Source organism: Aequitasia blattaphilus (assembly GCF_024721305.1).
Classification (GTDB): domain Bacteria; phylum Bacillota; class Clostridia; order Lachnospirales; family Lachnospiraceae; genus Aequitasia; species Aequitasia blattaphila.
The window spans coordinates 41,288-56,773 of sequence record NZ_JAMXOD010000009.1; the positions used below are offsets into that span (position 1 = coordinate 41,288).

Sequence of the window (15,486 nt, forward strand, 5' to 3'; positions counted from 1 at the left end):
AAGGTTTCGATTTCAGGGCATCCCTTTTTATTTTATTTATTTTCAGCTTCCTGAAGCTTCATTGCACGTACCTTTAAAGAAAGACCGAAGAGATTAATAAATCCTTCTGCATCATGATGATCGTAAAGATCTCCAGTGGTAAAGCTTGCTAAAGATTCATTGTAAAGTGAATAAGGAGAAGTTGTACCAGCCTTAATAATATTACCTTTGTAAAGTTTGAATTTAACTTCACCTGTAACATATTTCTGAGTTGTATCAACGAAAGCCTGGATTGCTTCACGAAGAGGTGTGAACCATTTTCCTTCATATACAATCTGAGAAAACTTATTGCCAAGATCCTTTTTCACAGCATAAGTATCACGGTCGAGAACTAACTCTTCTAATTGTTGATGAGCTTCCATCAAAATGGTACCACCTGGAGTTTCATATACTCCTCGGGATTTCATTCCAACAACACGGTTTTCAACAATATCTATAATACCAACCCCATGTTTGCCGCCAAGAGCATTTAGCTCTTTGATAATATCTGCAACCTTCATGTCCTTACCATTCAGAGTTTTAGGCACTCCGGCTTCGAAAGTCATTGTAACGTATTCACCCTCATCCGGTGCGTTTTCAGGGGAAACACCAAGAACTAAAAGCTTGTCAAAATTTGGTTCTTCATTGGGATCTTCCAGTTCCAGACCTTCATGGCTAATGTGCCATAAGTTACGGTCACGGCTATAGCTTTGACTTGCATCGAAAGGAAGGTCAATTCCATGAGCTTTCGTATACTCGATTTCATCTTCACGAGATTCCATTGTCCAGATATCAGTCATTCTCCAAGGAGCAATAATTTTCAAATCTGGAGCAAGTGCTTTGATACCAAGCTCGAAACGAATCTGGTCATTTCCCTTACCGGTTGCACCGTGACAAATAGCAGTTGCACCTTCTTTTCTTGCAATTTCAACAAGTTTTGCAGCGATAGTAGGACGAGCCATAGCAGTTCCAAGAAGATATTTGTTCTCATAAACGGATCCTGCCTTTACACAAGGCATTACATAGTTTTCACAGAAATCATCAATCACATCTTCAATGTAGAGCTTGGAAGCTCCCGATAATTTTGCTCTTTCTTCTAAACCATCTAATTCTTCACCTTGTCCACAATCAATACAACAACAGATTACTTCGTAATCAAAATTTTCTTTTAACCAAGGGATGATTGCTGTAGTATCTAAGCCCCCGGAATATGCTAAAACAACTTTTTCTTTCATAATATTTTGTACCTCCTAAATACAATTTAACTAGAGATTACTATACACTATAAAAAGGAAATAAGCAATAAGAATTTATAAATATGCATAAATATTTATAATTATACATATTGACAAGAAAGTTCAGATGTGTATAATAAAGAAAAGGTTTCAAAAAAAGGAGACGCATATGTTTGCAAAATTTAATGATGAATTAAATACTAGACAATGTTCTCTTCTGCTTTCAGCAAGCAGTGTTGTTTGTGTGCCGTGTAGCCCGAGTCCCGCTGGGGTTTTTTTTGTGCACAATTGAACACTGATGAAAAGAAAGTAAAGTAATTATAGACGATAATCTTGTAAATGAAACAGGACTAGAGTGTGATGCTTTAGTTCTGTTTTTTTGTTATATTGATGAAAAGGAGAGCAAAAATGGATGTAAGAGAATCATTAAAGGATAAGAAGAAAATAGTAATCAAGGTGGGGACTTCTACCATTACCCATAAGGAAACAGGAAATATAGATTTGGATAAGCTGGAAAAATTTGTACGTATCTTGACGAATTTGATTAATAAAGGAAAAGAAGTGATTGTAGTTTCTTCCGGCGCAATTGGGATTGGGAGAAATATATTGGGGTTAAAAGAACGCCCCAAGGATAAAGCAATCCGTCAAGCATGTGCAGCCGTAGGCCAGGGTAAATTGATTATGATGTACGAAAAACTATTTGCGGAGTATGGATATCTAACTGCCCAAGTACTGTTGACAAAAGAGTCTATTTCAAATGGAGTTTGTGCAAAAAATGCACGAAGCACTTTCGAACAGCTCTCAAAAATGAAGGTGATACCAATTGTGAATGAAAACGATGCAATCAGTGTAGACGAAGAGGGCTATGGAAATTTTGGAGATAACGACACCATGGCAGCAGATGTGGCTTCTTTGGTCAATGCGGATTTATTGATTTTAATGTCTGACATTAACGGGTTGTATACAGACGACCCAAAAGAGAATCCAAACGCAAGGTTTGTTCATACGGTAAGCCGTATTGATAGCGAGCTTGAAAGAATGGGAAGAGGTTCTGGGACAAGCCTTGGCACAGGAGGTATGGCAACAAAAATTAAGGCAGCAAAAATTGCAACGAACGCGAATGCAGATATGGTAATTGCCAATGGTGAGAGTATTTATATGATTAATGACATTATGGCAGGAAAGAAAGTAGGTACTATTTTTCTATCTAAAAAGCATCCTTATAAAGGAGAAAATGAATTGGCACCAATTAAGGATATCTATCGAAAACATAGAAATAAAATAATGAAAAACACAAAAGGAGAATTAAATGATGAGCTATATGCAAGTAATTGGTAAGAAAGCAAAGGAAGCATCAGGACTTATTTCGGTTTTGGGACAAGAGGTTAAAAATAAAGCATTAGAAGAAGTTGCTCAAGCTCTGATTGAAGATACGAAGGGGATATTAGATGGAAATAAAAGAGATTTAGAAAATGCAAAAGCCAGTGGAATGAAAGCTTCTTTATTAGATCGCATGCTATTGAATGAGGAACGAATAGGTGCTATGGCAGAAGGGCTCCGGGATATTGCAAAACTGAAAGACCCAATCGGTGAATTTGAGCGTGTAGAAGTGAGGCCTAATGGACTTCGTATTGGGAAAAAGAAAGTCGCTCTTGGTGTAGTTGGTATGATTTATGAGTCTCGTCCTAATGTTACCAGTGATGCATTTGGACTGTGCTTCAAAACGGGAAACGTTGCAATTTTAAGAGGGAGTAAGGATATTATTTATTCCAACCAGGCAATTGTAGCAGCAATAAAAAAAGGACTGGAAAGAGCCTCGGTCTCAACAGATGCGGTTCTCCTTGTGGAAGATTTAAGCTATGATACGATTGATGAGATGATGAGTCTGCGGGAATACATTGATGTGCTTATTCCAAGAGGAGGGGCGGGACTTATTAAACGCGTCACAGAAAACAGCAGTGTGCCAGTAATTGAAACAGGAACAGGGAATTGTCATCTTTATATTGATGAGTATGCAGATGAGGAAAAGGCAGTTGCCATTGTTGTGAATGCCAAGACGCAAAGGCTTGGGGTTTGTAATGCATGTGAATCTTTAGTGGTTCATAAAACCCTACTGGAAACCATCCTTCCCAAAGTATGCCAAAAGCTAGAAGAAAAGGGTGTGGAAATCAGAGGAGATGAGAGTGTAAAGAAAGCATGGGAGAATACTGTTTCTGCCACGGAAAAGGATTGGGGAGAAGAATATTTAGACTCTGTCATATCGATAAAAACAGTAGACAGCATTGAAGATGCCATATATCATATTAATAGATATAACACGGGTCATTCCGAAGGAATTATTACAGAACACTATAATAATGCTGATTTGTTTCAGGAGCGCATTGATGCGGCGGCGGTGTATGTGAATGCTTCTACAAGATTTACAGATGGATTTGAGTTTGGATACGGAGCAGAAATCGGAATCAGTACACAGAAATTGCATGTAAGAGGCCCTATGGGACTGGATGCATTAACGACAACAAAGTATGTGATCTTTGGAAATGGCCAGATTCGAGATTAAATAACTTGCATATTATACATAAATAATGTATAATTATGCAAAAGTTAGGAGATGATGGCATGATAAAAGTAGGAATAATTGGCTCGACAGGTTACGCGGGAGCTGAATTGGTAAGGATTTTAACGAATCATAAGGAAGCAGAAATTATATGGTATGGTTCGAGAAGTTACAAAGATGAATACTATGCAGATATCTATCAAAATATGTTTCAAATAGTGGATGCAAAATGCATGGATGAAAATATGGAAGTACTGGCAAAGGAGGCAGATGTGATTTTCACGGCAACTCCTCAAGGCTATTGTGCTTCTATTATAAATGAAACCATTCTGTCAAACACAAAGATTATTGATTTAAGTGCGGACTTTCGGATTAAAGATGTGGATACTTATGAAAAGTGGTATCAACTGAAGCATGAAAGTCCGGATTTTATTAAGGAAGCCGTATATGGACTTTGTGAGGTCAACAGAGATGGTATAAAAAAAGCAAGGCTTGTAGCAAACCCAGGATGTTACCCGACTTGCTCTTTCTTATCTATATATCCTTTGGCAAAAGAAGGAATTATCGATATGAATTCCTTGATTATTGATGCGAAATCCGGTACATCAGGTGCAGGGAGAGGCGCGAAAATTGATAATCTATTCTGTGAAGTTAACGAAAACATTAAGGCATATGGAGTGGGAAGTCACAGACATACACCTGAGATTGAAGAGCAACTTTCTTATGCATCAAATAAAAAGTTTGCGATAAATTTCACTCCACATTTAGTACCTATGAATCGAGGAATCTTAATCACGGCTTACGGAAATCTTATTAAAGATGTTACAAAAGAAGAAATAAGATCTATTTACGAATCTTATTATAAGGAGGAACACTTCGTTCGTTTCCTGAAAGACAAGGTAACGCCTCAGACAAAATGGGTAGAGGGAAGTAACTTTGTGGATGTGAACATAGAGGTGGATACAAGAACCAATCGTGTCATTATGATGGGGGCTATGGATAACCTGGTAAAAGGGGCGGCAGGACAAGGGGTACAAAATATGAATCTGATGTTTGGACTTGATGAACAATGTGGATTAGATCTTGTACCTATGTTCCCATAGGTGAAAAAAATGATAATTCGAGAAATGACAATTGATGATTATGAGGAAGTAAGCAATCTGTGGATGACAATCCGAGGATTTGGAATTGTGAAAGTAGATGATTCGAAAGAAGGAGTAGAGCGGTTTTTAAAAAGAAATCCTTCTACCAGTGTGGTTGCAATAGAAGATGAGAAAATAGTAGGAAGCATTTTGTGCGGGCATGATGGACGAAGAGGTCATTTCTATCATGTGTGTGTAGCGGAAGAGTATCGACGTATGGGAATTGGGAAAAGCATGGTGGTTGAGGCAATGCAGGCACTTCGGAAGGAGAAAATTACCCGGGTGTCATTAAACGCATTTCGAGATAATGACTTAGGAAATGCCTTTTGGAACACCATAGGCTGGACGAAGAGGGAAGACTTCAACCATTACGAATTTACGCTCAATAAAGAGAATATAACAGCTTTCAATAATCAGTAGGAGGAAATAGGTATGAAAAAAATAGAAGGAGCTGTAACTGCAGCGAAGGGATTTGAGGCAGCAGGTGTGGCAGCAGGGGTAAAGTATAAAGACCGTATGGATATGGCAATGATTTATAGTAATGAACCTTGTGTGGCAGCAGGAGCCTTTACTCAGAATATTGTAAAAGCCGCACCAGTACTTTATGACAAAGAGATTATAGACAGCAAGAAGAAGGTCAAAGCAGTAGTGGTTAATTCCGGAATTGCAAATGCATGTACGGGCAAGGAAGGATTTGCATACTGTGAGCAGAGTGCAAAAATCACGAAAGAAGCGCTTGGATTTTCGGAGGAAGTTTTAGTTGGCTCAACAGGAGTGATTGGCATGCAGCTGCCTATGGACAAAATAGAAGCAGGTATTCTTGCTCTTGCAAAAGAGAAAAAGGAAGATGTTCAAAGTAGTACCAATGCGGCAAATGCAATTCTAACAACGGATACGAGAAAAAAGGAAATTGCCTTTTCTTTTGAAATACAGGGAACAGAAGTAAAGATGGGAGGAATGGCCAAAGGATCAGGAATGATTCATCCGAATATGTGTACCATGCTTTCTTTTGTTACCACAGATGCGAACATTAGTGGAGATACGTTGCAGAAAGCATTAAGTGAGGATGTTCCAGATACCTACAATATGATTTCTGTAGATGGCGATACCTCAACGAATGATACGGTATTGGTGTTGGCAAATGGTCTTGCCGGCAATGCAGAAATCTGTTATGGAACGGAGGAATATAACCAATTCAAGAATGTTCTCCATGAGATTAATGTGTATTTAGCAAAGGAAATCGCCGGAGATGGAGAAGGAGCAACGGCTTTGTTTGAAGTCGAAGTAAAAGGAGCCAAAACCGAAGAAGATGCTAAGAAAATTGCGAAATCAGTAGTGTGCTCTGATTTGACAAAGACAGCAATAGCAGGACATGATGCAAACTGGGGAAGAATCCTTTGTGCGATGGGCTATTCCGGTGGAGTTTTTACTCCGGAAAATGTAAACCTTTCCTTTGTGGGTTGTGAAAATACAGTCATTATTATGAAGGATGGGGATGCTGTTTCATACAGTGAGGAAGAGGCAACAAAGATACTGTCGGAAAATCCGGTAAAGGCTCTGATTGAGCTAAATGAAGGAAAGGGATGCGCAACAGCATGGGGATGTGACTTAACCCATGGATATATTGAAATAAATGCGGATTATAGGAGCTAGCAAATGATGGTTATGAAAAAAGAAATGCAGAAATACTTGGAAAAAGCAGAGGTTTTAATAGAAGCACTCCCTTACATACAGCGATTTAATCGCAAAATCATTGTAGTAAAATATGGTGGAAGTGCCATGGTAGATGAGAAGTTAAAAGAACAAGTTATTAAAGATGTGGCACTTTTGAAGCTGGTTGGATTTAAGCCGATTATCGTCCATGGCGGCGGCAAAGAAATCAGCAAATGGGTTGGAAAAGTAGGGATGGAGCCGGAATTTAAGAATGGCCTTCGTGTCACAGATGAAGCAACCATGGAATTAGTAGAGATGGTTTTGGGAAAAGTCAACAAGAGTCTCGTTCAGTTAATTGAAGGTTTAGGAGTTCATGGGATAGGAATCAGTGGAAAAGATGGTGGTCTTCTAAAGGTAGATAAGAAGCTGGCAGATGGCGAAGATATTGGATTTGTAGGGGAAGTTACAAAGGTAAATACTCAGATACTGGAAGACTTAATCGAAAAAGATTTTCTCCCGGTTATCTGTCCAATCGGAATGGACGATCAATTTAACACCTACAATATCAACGCAGATGATGCGGCATGTGTGATTGCAAAAGCTATGAAGGCGGAAAAACTTGCGTTTCTGACAGATATAGAAGGTGTATACAAAGATCCAAAGGATCCCAAAACACTGATTTCTGAATTGAGAGTAGAGGAAGCAAAAAAACTGATGGAAGATGGTTACATTGGCGGCGGAATGCTTCCGAAGCTGAATAATTGTATTGATGCCATTGAATCTGGGGTATCAAGGGTTCATATTCTGGATGGAAGAATTCCTCATTGTTTGCTTTTAGAGATTTTCACAAACAAGGGAATTGGAACCGCTATTTTACATGGAGAAGAACCAAAGTATTATCAGGGAGAGTAAAAGAATGAAAGAATATATTGAAGCAGCAAATGAAGCATTGGTACATACTTACAACAAGTTGCCAGTGGTTTTAGATAAAGGAGAAGGGTCTTATCTGTATGATACAGAAGGGAAGGAATATCTGGATTTCTCGGCAGGTATTGCAGTATCTTCAATTGGTTATGGAAATCAAGACTTCAAAAATGCACTTACCGATCAATTGGACCACCTGATTCATACATCGAACTTGTATCATCATTCCCAATCGCTGGAAGCAGCAAACGGACTTCGTAAGCTTTCCGGAATGGATCGCATATTTTTTACGAACAGCGGAACCGAAGCAATTGAAGGGGCATTGAAAACAGCCAGAAAATATGGTTTTTTAAAAGATGAAAAAAAATATGAATTTATTGCCATGGAAAATTCCTTTCATGGCCGTACTATGGGAGCCCTTTCGGTCACAGGAACAAAGGCATACAGAGAGCCTTTTGAGCCTCTCATTCCAGGGGTTTCTTTTGCCCAATATAATGACATTGAAAGTGTGAAGGAAAAAATCACGAATCAAACATGTGGAATTATATTAGAGCCAATGCAAGGAGAAGGTGGAATCCACCCAGCCACAGAAGAATTTTTAAAGGGAGTAAGAAAACTGTGCGATGAGAAGGATATTCTTTTGATTTTTGATGAGATTCAATGTGGAATGGGTCGCTGTGGCTATCCTTTCCTTTGGCAGAAGTATAACGTTAAACCAGACATTCTTGTTATGGCAAAGGCAATTGGAAGCGGGCTGCCAGTAGGTGCATTTGGACTTACAGAACACGTGGCAAAAAATTCCCTTGTGCCAGGAGATCATGGAACCACCTATGGCGGAAATCCTTTAGCTCTTCGAGCAATCAGTGCCACCGTATCGATATTTGAAAAAGAGAAGTTGATTGAGAATGCGAAAAGTATGGGAAAATACTTAGAAAGCAAGTTGGATGAACTAAAAGAGGAAAAAGAGGTTATAACAGACCGGCGGGGAGTTGGTCTGATGCAGGGGATTGCTCTTCGCACACCTGTTGGGGATGCAGTGAAAAAAGCTTTTGAAAGAGGACTTTTACTGATAGCGGCAGGGGGAAATGTGATACGTTTTGTACCACCTCTTACAATCCAAAAAGACGAAATTGATAAAATGGCAGAAATATTAAACGATATACTCTAGAAATTATTCAGATTCCATAGTACAATAACAACGACAAGAGCATAAGAGGGTATTTACAGGAATTCGACAGACTGTAAGGAGAAACTTATGCAAATGAAAAAAAAGAGAACATTGTTTTGTATTGTCAGCATGCTAAATGTCATGCTTTTGTTGGGGTGCCAAAAGGAAGAGCTGGTTGAGCTGCAACAGAAAGAAGAAGTAAGGGATGAAGTGAATGAGGATCAAAAGGAGATGATTTTTATTCATATTTATGGTCATGTAAATAAACCAGGTGTATATGAAATGACCTTGGGAAGCCGAATTTTTGAGGCAATTGAAGAAGCAGGCGGTGCGACGGAAGATGGAAACACCAATGCTTTAAATCTTGCAAAGCTTTTAGAGGATGGTGAACAAATTTATATTCCTTCTTTTCAAGAAGCAGAAATGCAACAGAATAAAGAACAAAATGATGGTAAAGTTAGTATTAATCATGGAACCAAAGAGGAACTCATGACTCTTACTGGAATTGGTGAAGCAAAAGCCGAGAGTATTATTGCCTACAGAGAAGAAAACGGGGGCTTTCATACTGTGGAGGAGCTGAAAAATATTCCGGGAATAAAAGATGGAGTTTATAATAAGATAGAAGACAGTATTAAGCTATAGGGGGATTGTATGGCTCAAAGAGTATTGATTGTAGACGATGAAAAATTAATAGTTAAGGGGATTCGCTTTAGTCTGGAGCAAGACGATATGGAGGTGGATGCGGCATATGACGGAGAAGAGGCTCTTTCGTTGGCAAAGTCAAAGGAGTACGACATTATTCTTCTCGATATTATGCTGCCTAAATTAAGCGGACTTGAGGTTTGTCAGCAGATTCGAGAATTTTCCGATGTTCCCATTGTTATGTTAACAGCCAAGGGAGAAGATATGGATAAGATTCTGGGACTGGAATATGGAGCCGATGACTATATTACAAAACCTTTTAATATTTTAGAAGTAAAGGCTCGTATTAAGGCAATAATGCGGCGAATTTCCAAAAATGGAAAGAAAGAAGCAACTTCCAAAAATATTGTCAAAGGTGATATGCGTATTGATGGAGACAGCAGAAGAATTTTTGTAGGTGAGCGGGAGATTAATCTTACAGCTAAAGAATTTGATCTTTTGGAGCTTTTGGCAATGCAGCCCAATAAAGTATACAGCAGAGAAGAGCTATTAAGTATCGTGTGGGGTTATGAAAATCCAGGAGATGCCAGAACAGTAGATGTACATATACGTCGTTTACGGGAGAAAATTGAGGCGAACCCAAGTGATCCCAAATATGTGTACACAAAGTGGGGAGTTGGTTACTATTTCAGGGGCTAGAAGAGTTTGGAATTTTAAATATTTCCGCAGCATGCGTGTATTATTAATCGTTCTTTTGATTATTGCAGGCATACTTCCTGCTGTAATTATGAAGGAAGTAATTACTAGAAGCTATGAGACGAGAGCAGTCAATGTAAAGACTGCTGAAATACAAAATCAATGCAATATTCTTTGTGACCAAATAGCAGAATCTAATTATCTAAGTGAGCAGACATCGGAAGTTTTAGCGGCAGAGATTACCCAGTTGTCGAATATTTATAACGGTCGTATTATGGTCATCGACAATGATTATAAGATTGTAGAAGATACGTATGAGTTTGATGAGGGAAAGACCATTATTTCCCATGATGTTGTGACTTGCTTTAAAGGGAAGGGAACAACTAATTATGATCGGAGAAATAAGTATATTGAAGTGACTTCTCCGGTTTTGGATGAAAACAAAGAAATGGTAATGGGGGTCATGTTGGTGAGTGTATCAACGAATTCCATTGCAGATACGATTTCACTTCTTGAAAACACAGCAAATGTTGTGATGATTATTATTGCCGTTTTTGTGGTACTATTTGCATTTATTGTAGGCACAAGGATGGTAAAACCTTTGAACCGAATTACCTCATCCATTGAAGCGGTTACAGAGGGCTATGACGAAGATTACCTTCATGAGAATGCATATCTGGAAACGAGAGTTATATCGGATTCCTTTAACAAAATGCTTGGGCGAATGAAAACGCTGGATGATACCAGAAAAGAATTTGTATCAAATGTCTCTCATGAGCTAAAAACACCGTTAACATCTATGAAGGTATTAGCGGACTCACTTCTTACGCAAGAGGATGTGCCAAACGAGCTGTATAAAGAGTTTATGGAAGATTTGTCCAAGGAAATTGAAAGAGAAAATGATATCATTAATGATTTGCTTTCATTGGTAAAGATGGATAAGACGAATCCGGATTTAAACATGAATCTGGAGAATATCAATGAGATGATTGAACAGATTTTAAAACGTTTACGTCCGGTAGCAACGTTAAGAAATATAGAGTTGGTATTTGAGAGTCTGCGCCCGGTTACAGCTGCTGTAGATAAGGTGAAACTTTCTCTGGCAATTTCGAATCTGGTTGAGAATGCTATAAAGTATAACAATGAAAATGGTTGGGTACATGTAAGGTTAAATGCAGATCATAAATGGTTTACCTTAGAAGTTGCGGATTCGGGAATTGGAATTCCGGAAGACAGTATTGGGAATATATTTGAACGGTTTTACCGCGTGGACAAATCTCACTCCAGAGAAATAGGAGGAACGGGACTGGGGCTGGCAATTACGAGAAGTGCAGTGCTTCTCCATAGAGGCTCCATTAAGGTATTTTCAGAACCGGAGAAGGGGACAACATTTTCACTTCGAATCCCCTTAACCTACGTTGCATAAGGAGTATGGACAATGAAGAGAAAATCTGTAATATTTCTATTGGTCATATGTATATTCTTGCTGGGCGGATGTAAAGACAGAGGAATTCCCCAAGGGGAAGGACCTTTTCTCTATTTTCAGAACACAGAAGGAACGAATCTGATGAAGGAAAAGTATACATTTAAAAAAGGAAGTCCCCTAAGCCAGATTCGGGAAGGGCTTGAAAAGTTAAAAGAGAATCCGGAAAATGAAGATTATATCAGTGTCTTTACGAAGGATGTATCCATTCAAAAGGAAGCCTTTGAAGAGGGAATTGCAAAACTTTATTTCTCAGACAAGTACAATAAACTAAGCAAGACACAGGAAGTGCTTTTGCGCTCTGCAATTGTACAGACCTTAACCCAGCTCGATGAAGTAAAGGGTGTGGAATTTGTGGTTGGAGAGAAGCCTCTTTCGGATAGCAAAGGGGTAGAAATTGGTGTCATGAAAGGAGAAGACTTTGTGCAAAACATAGGCTCCTCTATTCATTCAGCAGAGAAAGCGAATTTAACCATTTTCTATGGCAATGAGCAAGGGGAAAAATTGGTTCAAAAGAATATAAGCGTTCGTTACAATAGCAATATGTCTTTGGAGGAGCTGGTTATACAGCAGCTTATAAAAGGACCAAGGTCGAAAAATGCATTGAAGACCATTCCTCAAGATACAAATTTATTAAGCATCACTACAAAGGAAAACACATGTTATATCAATTTCAATGAAGGGTTCTTAAACAATCCACTGCAAATAAATCCGGAAATCAGCATTTACTCTATTGTGAATTCTATTATTGAGAATCATCTCGCTGAGAAGGTGCAGATTTCTGTAAATGGAGAAACAAACGTATCTTACCAGGGAGTGGTGGATTTAAGCAAGCCTTTTAGTTTAAATATGGAAAAAGTGGAGGGAAGATGACACACAGACCGTTAATGAGTGTTCTTCTTGGTCTGGTTGCCCTTTATCTCACTATTTATCATCTGTTTCTTTATACGCCTCCTCCCGATATGGAGGAGACGGTTATAAAGGTACAAGGAAGGGTATACAAAAAAGAAGAAACAAAAAAATCAAGTAAAATCTATATCAAATCAATATCCCCTTATTCCGGGGAGAAAATCCTAATTTACAATCAAGAAAAAACAAATATTAAAATTGGAGAACTCTTATCCTGTACTGCAAAGGTGTCTTCTTTTGATGGAGCAAGAAATCCGGGTGCCTTCGACCAGAAGAAGTATTATGAAAGGCAGGGAATATACCGCAGAGGACTTGTGGAGACGGTAGAAGATGTTTCAGGCAAGGAGAGTTCATTAAAAGAAGCACTGTATCAATTCCGCAGGAGCTGGAAAGAAAAACTGGTAAGCACCCTGGGAGAAGAGCAGGGAAATATCTTAGCAGGAATTATACTGGGAGAAAAAGGAGAGATGAATGAGGAGATAAAGGAAGCTTACCGTCTCAGTGGTATTGGTCATATACTTGCCATCTCAGGGATTCACATTTCAATTTTAGGAATTGGATTCTATAAAATTATTAGAAGAGCCACCGGATCCTTTGGAGTGGCAGCAATCGCAGGAATCCTTGTTCTCTTGCTTTACATTTTAATGGTTGGTTGGGGAATTTCAATCTTTCGCGCCTTTATCATGTATCTATTTCGTGTGGGTGCAGAGGTAGTGGGAAGAAAGTATGACTTAGCTACGGCGTTAGTGGTGGCAGGAAGCATCATTTTGTTCTATCAGCCCATGTGCTTATTTGATGGCGGGTTTTGGTTGTCTCATTTGGCAGTTGTGGGAATCGGTCTCTTTTCGATGTCTCTTTCTGGCTTTAGCATTTCCCTTATTCTTATAGGACCTTGTCTGTATTTCTTTTATGAAATTCCGGTGTACTCCTTTTTCCTCAATCTCATGATTGTTCCACTGATGAGTCTCTTATTGTTTTTTGGCTTGATAGGAAGTATAGCGGCTGGAGTTGCCTGGATACCTTGTAAATTGATTATAAGCTTTTATACATGGGTGTCGGAGTTTAGTCTGCAGCTTCCCATGGCCAGATTGATTCTGGGGCGTCCTCCTTTGTATTTGATTTTAAGCTATTACGGAATCCTGCTATTGATTTTTTTCTTTGTGAAAAAGAGAAAAGGAGTGGTTTTACTGGGCGTCTATTTTTTATTCATTCTACTGGTGGGGACAAAATTTTATGAACCAGAATTCCAGGTTACCATGGTGGATGTAGGTCAGGGAGATGGGATTTTTATCCGGGAAAAGTTTGGAGGAAATATTTTTATTGATGGGGGCAGCAGCACAGAGGAAAAGGTAGGACAGTATCAAATGGAGCCTTTTCTAAAGTATAAGGGAGTAAGAAGCTTGGACTATGTTTTGATATCTCATGGGGACAGTGATCATTACAGTGGTATTTTAGAAATGATTCAAAGAAAAAAATCATCCATTCCCATAAGGAATCTTGTTTTACCGGCTGGATATCGGGAGGATGAGAGCTTACTTATGCTTGCAGAAGAAGGAGGGAAGGCAGGAATAAAAATATTGGAGATGGGAGAGGGAGATCGAATCCAGATTCGAAATCTTATTCTGACATGCTGGGCACCGGCTCAAGATAAAACAGGGAAAAGCAGTAATGAGGATTCCATGGTACTTTCCCTCAATTACAAAGAATTTTCCATGCTTTTTACCGGGGATTTGGAAGGTCCCAACGAATTGCTGGTGGGGAAAAAGGTCAAAGGGAATTATGATGTATTAAAGGTGGCACATCATGGTTCGAAAAATGGAACCAGTGCAGACTTCTTAAAGAATGTAAAGCCGAAGGTGGCACTCATATCGGCAGGAGTAAGGAATACCTATGGGCATCCTCATAAGGAGGTCATAGAGCGATTAAAAGAAACGGGATGCGAAATTTATTCAACGAAGGAGAGTGGTGCTGTGACGATTTTTATAAAAAACAAAGATTATCCCTTTCGGTTTTACATTTCCAAACATCTCAAGTATAATAAAGGCTATGAAAAGTATAATTGAAGATATTAAAACAGGTGACTATAAAAGCGTGTATCTCTTCTATGGAGAAGAGAATTACTTGAAGCAACAATATAAAAAAAAGCTGATTGAAGCATTGATACCCCAGGATGACACTGTCAACTTTGCTTCCTTTGAAGGAAAAGATGTAAAGGTTGAGGAGATTATGTCTCTGGGGGACACAATGCCTTTTTTTGCTGAGCGAAGATTAATTGTAGTGGAGAATTCAGGTTTCCTAAAACAGAAGTCAGAAGAATTGGCAAGCTACATACCAGAGATTCCTGAGTCTGCAGTTCTTTTGTTTGTAGAATCAGAAGTAGATAAAAGGGGAAAAGTATATAAAGCAATCACCAAAAAGGGAAGAGCAGTGGATATGAGTGCTCAGGATGAAAAGAGTTTGATTATGTGGCTTGCATCCTTAATCAAGGGAGAGAATAAGAAAGTAAAAGAAAGTACGCTTCGTTATTTTATTGGGAAAGCCGGTCACAATATGGATACCCTAAAAAGAGAGATGGACAAGGTGATTTCCTATGCTCTATATGAGGATGAAATTACACCTCAGGCAATAGATGCAGTCGTAACGAATCAGATTGAAAATCATATCTTTGATATGGTGGAAGCAGTTTCCCTTAAGAAACAGAAAGAAGCGCTGAGGCTTTACTATGAGCTACTGGCCTTAAAGGAACCTCCAATGCGAATTCTATATATGCTGAGCCGTCAGTTTAAACAGCTCTTAGAAGTAAAAGGATTAAGAAAGCAAGGATATGATAAGGGGAAAATCGCAAAGGCAGCAGGAATTCATCCTTTTGTAGTGGGAAAACTTCTGAATCAGGTCAATCGTTTTCGAACCAAAGAGTTAATTTCTATTCTGGAAGGTGCGCTTGAAAGTGAAAAGGCAGTTAAAGTAGGAGATTTAAAAGATACTCTGAGTGTAGAACTCTTTATTGTAAAGAATTCTGCCTCATGATATACTTATTTGTCAGGTAGAAACTGTAATTT

At 38.8% G+C, this 15,486-nt stretch carries 14 protein-coding genes; 13 read left to right on the forward strand and 1 reads right to left on the reverse strand.

All coding sequences use genetic code 11. The annotated features are described in order from the left end of the window. Window positions 1-32: 32 nt before the first annotated feature. Window positions 33-1,253 carry an argininosuccinate synthase gene (locus NHH15_RS07640; RefSeq protein WP_262066061.1) on the reverse strand — a complete coding sequence of 407 codons (1,221 nt, stop codon included), beginning with the start codon at window positions 1,251-1,253 and terminating at the stop codon, window positions 33-35. 408 nt (window positions 1,254-1,661) lie between these two features. Between NHH15_RS07640 and proB the strand changes: the two genes are divergently transcribed. The 13 genes from proB (at window position 1,662) to holA (ending at window position 15,454) form a co-directional block, all read left to right on the forward strand. Continuing rightward, window positions 1,662-2,591: a glutamate 5-kinase gene (gene proB, locus NHH15_RS07645; protein WP_262066062.1), complete on the forward strand. Its 930-nt coding sequence runs from the start codon at window positions 1,662-1,664 to the stop codon at window positions 2,589-2,591. Further along, window positions 2,563-3,813: a glutamate-5-semialdehyde dehydrogenase gene (locus NHH15_RS07650; protein ID WP_276008757.1), complete on the forward strand. Its 1,251-nt coding sequence runs from the start codon at window positions 2,563-2,565 to the stop codon at window positions 3,811-3,813. The genes proB and NHH15_RS07650 overlap by 29 nt, the downstream gene beginning before the upstream one ends. 59 nt (window positions 3,814-3,872) lie before the next feature. Next, window positions 3,873-4,913: an N-acetyl-gamma-glutamyl-phosphate reductase gene (argC, locus tag NHH15_RS07655; protein ID WP_262066063.1), complete on the forward strand. Its 1,041-nt coding sequence runs from the start codon at window positions 3,873-3,875 to the stop codon at window positions 4,911-4,913. A 12-nt stretch (window positions 4,914-4,925) separates the two neighbouring features. Continuing rightward, window positions 4,926-5,372: a GNAT family N-acetyltransferase gene (locus NHH15_RS07660; protein ID WP_262066129.1), complete on the forward strand. Its 447-nt coding sequence runs from the start codon at window positions 4,926-4,928 to the stop codon at window positions 5,370-5,372. Window positions 5,373-5,384: 12 nt separating this feature from the next. Then, complete coding sequence (gene argJ / locus NHH15_RS07665) at window positions 5,385-6,605, forward strand: bifunctional glutamate N-acetyltransferase/amino-acid acetyltransferase ArgJ (protein WP_262066064.1); 1,221 nt, start codon at window positions 5,385-5,387, stop codon at window positions 6,603-6,605. A gap of 12 nt (window positions 6,606-6,617) precedes the next feature. Next, a complete protein-coding gene (argB, locus tag NHH15_RS07670) occupies window positions 6,618-7,517 on the forward strand; it encodes an acetylglutamate kinase (RefSeq protein ID WP_262066130.1) in 900 nt (299 codons plus the stop codon). 4 nt (window positions 7,518-7,521) lie between these two features. Then, entirely contained in the window at window positions 7,522-8,697 is a 1,176-nt protein-coding gene (locus NHH15_RS07675) for an aspartate aminotransferase family protein (protein ID WP_262066065.1), read from the forward strand. 93 nt (window positions 8,698-8,790) lie between these two features. Further along, window positions 8,791-9,339 carry a helix-hairpin-helix domain-containing protein gene (locus tag NHH15_RS07680; RefSeq protein WP_262066066.1) on the forward strand — a complete coding sequence of 183 codons (549 nt, stop codon included), beginning with the start codon at window positions 8,791-8,793 and terminating at the stop codon, window positions 9,337-9,339. A gap of 9 nt (window positions 9,340-9,348) precedes the next feature. After that, window positions 9,349-10,038: a response regulator transcription factor gene (locus NHH15_RS07685; RefSeq protein ID WP_262066067.1), complete on the forward strand. Its 690-nt coding sequence runs from the start codon at window positions 9,349-9,351 to the stop codon at window positions 10,036-10,038. Beyond that, entirely contained in the window at window positions 9,995-11,461 is a 1,467-nt protein-coding gene (locus tag NHH15_RS07690) for a sensor histidine kinase (protein ID WP_262066068.1), read from the forward strand. Before NHH15_RS07685 ends, NHH15_RS07690 begins: the two co-directional genes overlap by 44 nt. Before the next feature lie 12 nt (window positions 11,462-11,473). After that, entirely contained in the window at window positions 11,474-12,391 is a 918-nt protein-coding gene (locus tag NHH15_RS07695; RefSeq protein ID WP_262066069.1) for a GerMN domain-containing protein, read from the forward strand. After that, window positions 12,388-14,490, forward strand: a complete 2,103-nt coding sequence (locus NHH15_RS07700) for a DNA internalization-related competence protein ComEC/Rec2 (protein ID WP_262066070.1) — start codon at window positions 12,388-12,390, stop codon at window positions 14,488-14,490. Before NHH15_RS07695 ends, NHH15_RS07700 begins: the two co-directional genes overlap by 4 nt. Further along, the gene (holA, locus tag NHH15_RS07705) at window positions 14,474-15,454 is read left to right on the forward strand and encodes a DNA polymerase III subunit delta (protein ID WP_262066071.1); all 981 of its coding nucleotides are present in this window, start codon (window positions 14,474-14,476) and stop codon (window positions 15,452-15,454) included. The genes NHH15_RS07700 and holA overlap by 17 nt, the downstream gene beginning before the upstream one ends. The last annotated feature ends 32 nt before the right edge of the window (window positions 15,455-15,486 follow it).

Bases quoted from the DNA above. Each gene is read 5' to 3' on its own strand.
- NHH15_RS07640 (WP_262066061.1), bottom strand. From the start codon at position 1,253: ATGAAAGAAAAAGTTGTTTTAGCATATTCCGGGGGCTTAGATACTACA.
- proB (WP_262066062.1), top strand. From the start codon at position 1,662: ATGGATGTAAGAGAATCATTAAAGGATAAGAAGAAAATAGTAATCAAG.
- NHH15_RS07650 (WP_276008757.1), top strand. From the start codon at position 2,563: ATGATGAGCTATATGCAAGTAATTGGTAAGAAAGCAAAGGAAGCATCA.
- argC (WP_262066063.1), top strand. From the start codon at position 3,873: ATGATAAAAGTAGGAATAATTGGCTCGACAGGTTACGCGGGAGCTGAA.
- argJ (WP_262066064.1), top strand. From the start codon at position 5,385: ATGAAAAAAATAGAAGGAGCTGTAACTGCAGCGAAGGGATTTGAGGCA.
- argB (WP_262066130.1), top strand. From the start codon at position 6,618: ATGAAAAAAGAAATGCAGAAATACTTGGAAAAAGCAGAGGTTTTAATA.
- NHH15_RS07675 (WP_262066065.1), top strand. From the start codon at position 7,522: ATGAAAGAATATATTGAAGCAGCAAATGAAGCATTGGTACATACTTAC.
- NHH15_RS07680 (WP_262066066.1), top strand. From the start codon at position 8,791: ATGAAAAAAAAGAGAACATTGTTTTGTATTGTCAGCATGCTAAATGTC.
- NHH15_RS07685 (WP_262066067.1), top strand. From the start codon at position 9,349: ATGGCTCAAAGAGTATTGATTGTAGACGATGAAAAATTAATAGTTAAG.
- NHH15_RS07690 (WP_262066068.1), top strand. From the start codon at position 9,995: ATGTGTACACAAAGTGGGGAGTTGGTTACTATTTCAGGGGCTAGAAGA.
- NHH15_RS07695 (WP_262066069.1), top strand. From the start codon at position 11,474: ATGAAGAGAAAATCTGTAATATTTCTATTGGTCATATGTATATTCTTG.
- NHH15_RS07700 (WP_262066070.1), top strand. From the start codon at position 12,388: ATGACACACAGACCGTTAATGAGTGTTCTTCTTGGTCTGGTTGCCCTT.
- holA (WP_262066071.1), top strand. From the start codon at position 14,474: ATGAAAAGTATAATTGAAGATATTAAAACAGGTGACTATAAAAGCGTG.